The sequence below is a fragment of the Protofrankia sp. CiP1_Cm_nod1 genome, assembly GCF_920888515.1.
Lineage (GTDB): Bacteria > Actinomycetota > Actinomycetes > Frankiales > Frankiaceae > Protofrankia.
This window is the reverse complement of record NZ_CAKKTM010000203.1, coordinates 1-2,161: the sequence shown is the minus strand read 5'-3', so window position 1 is coordinate 2,161 and position 2,161 is coordinate 1. Positions and strand designations below refer to the sequence as shown.

The 2,161-nt window shown below is 71.2% G+C and carries 1 protein-coding gene; it reads right to left on the bottom strand.

The window, feature by feature from the left end:
• Window positions 1-28: 28 nt before the first annotated feature.
• Window positions 29-1,876 carry an HAD-IIIC family phosphatase gene (locus NBX02_RS09220; protein ID WP_250284233.1) on the bottom strand — a complete coding sequence of 616 codons (1,848 nt, stop codon included), beginning with the start codon at window positions 1,874-1,876 and terminating at the stop codon, window positions 29-31.
• Window positions 1,877-2,161 lie beyond the last annotated feature (285 nt).

Genomic DNA, 2,161 nt, shown 5'->3' with positions numbered 1-2,161 from the left:
CTTCTGCCGGTGCCTGCCGGTCACCCGCCTACGAGCCAGCCACCAGGGTTTCGTCGAGCAGGGTGACGTAGGCAGGGATCTGCGTGAGCGACGTCAGATCGTGCCGGAACGTCGTCGCGCCATCGCCGCCGTCCCGCGCGTTCGCCCCCCGCGGGCCGTCCACGGATGCCGGGCTGGTCGGGGCGAACCCGTGCCGGGGGTAGAAGTCAGCCACGATGCGGTTCTTCGCCGTCGGCCGGTAGGCGGCGACGACAGCGCGCGCGCCCGTGTCACGGGCGCGTTCGAGCACGGTCGCCAGGCACGCCTGCTCGATTCCCCGGGAGAACACCCGGCAGCTCAGCAGGAAGTTGTCGATGTGCACGACCTCCTCCACCCGGCGCAGGAAGACCACGCCGACCAGGCCGTTGTCACCGAAACGGTCCGCGGAGCGGATCGTGAGAACCGTGTGCTCCGGCCGGTCGAGCAGATCGCGCAGGTCCGGCGCGGGCAACCGGCGGGTCGTGGTGTTGAACTGGTTCGTCCGCAGGGTGAGCTGGCTGACCCGGGGCACGTCGGCATCCCGGGCGACCCCCAGCCGCACCACGATCTCCAGGCCGCTCAGGTAGTCCTCGATCGAGGTGAAGCTCTCCTGGAAGTCGCGGCGGTCGAGCTCCTCCCGGTAGCGCCGTGCCCGGACCCGGTCCTCGGCGGTCAGCTCCCGGGTGTCGAACCAGCCGTCACGCAGCACCGCGTCCAGGTGGCCGGCGGGATCCTCGTCGACGGCGACCACGGCGACGTCCGGCAGCTCGGCCCGGACGAGGCCGCGCTCGTAGGGGGAGTCATCGACGAAGACGAAGCTGTCGACCCCGATGTTGAGCGAGGCAGCAAGGTCCAGCAGGTTCTCGTGCTTGGGCCGCCAGTTGGCGATGACCCGCACGAAGTCGTCCGGGCGCAGCGTCATCTCCGGATGCCCGGCGAGCGCGTCGCGCACCACGTCGGCCTCGTTCTTGCTGACCGCCGCGAGCAGCACACCCTGCGCCCCGATCTGCTTCACGACCTTCTGCACGGCCCGGAACGCCTCACCCCGGTAGGAGCCGGCGACCTCGATGCCCTCCACCCCGTCGTCACCGACGATCCCGCCCCACAGGGTGTTGTCCAGGTCGAGCACCAGGGCCTTGCTGGTACGCCCTGCGATGTTGCGGGCGAGGTGGCCGGCCTCCCGCGCGTAGGCGGCGAGCAGCTCGGTGGACAGGTACGCCTTGGCGTAGACCGTCAGCCGGGGGTCGGTGACCGGCACGCCCTCGGCGACGAGCGGGTCCAGATCGAGCACCACCAGCGCGGGAAAGCGCTCGGTGAGGCCGAGCAGCCGGGCGTTCGCCCGCCGCCACACCGCCCCCAGCCGGGCCCGCGACCGATGGTCGACGAGCTGGGCGGTGAACCGGCGTGGCAACGGCAGCGTGTTGAGCACCAGGGTTCCCCGGCTGATCTCGGTGAAGCGGGTGACCAACGTCTCGAGCAGGGAGATCTTGGCGTCCAGGACCCGTTCGACCGCGTCGGGATCCCACGGAAGCGGCACCTCGTCGAAGACGATCGTCGGGTCGAGCAGGGCCAGGACGAGATCGGCCCCGTGGGCGTGCAGGGAGCTGCCGGGATCGGTGAGCTCGAACACGTAGCTGTCGAAGGCCCCCAGATGGGGGCGCAGCAGCAGGCCATGCCGGCCCAGTTCCCCGGCCAGGGCCGGCAGCAGCGCAGACACCGTCCCGTGCGCGGTGACGGCGATCCGCACGACCGGGGTCGACGGATGCTCCCGCAGCACCTCGTCCGGGTCGACCTGGGCCAGCAGGCGCCCCGCCCGGGCCAGCTCCTGCGCGGAGGCGTCCGCCAGCAGCTGGCGCACCCTGGGGAACTCGGCGGCTGTCCGACCGTCACGGTGCAGGCCGAGCAGGTCGGTGGCGGCCCGCCGGCCGCCGGCGGGTGCCGCGGAAACGCCTGGGATGGGCCGCGCGGAACCGTGGAATTGGAGACCGTCATCGCCGGAACCTTTCTCGAGAGCGGATCAGCATCGATCCACGGGCGGAGTTCGCCAGCCGTCGTGACCGCATCGGAGTATCCGAACGCCATCCGGCCATCCGGCCATCCGAAGGCCGCGGACACACCGTCAAATCATCCGGGCAGCTACTAA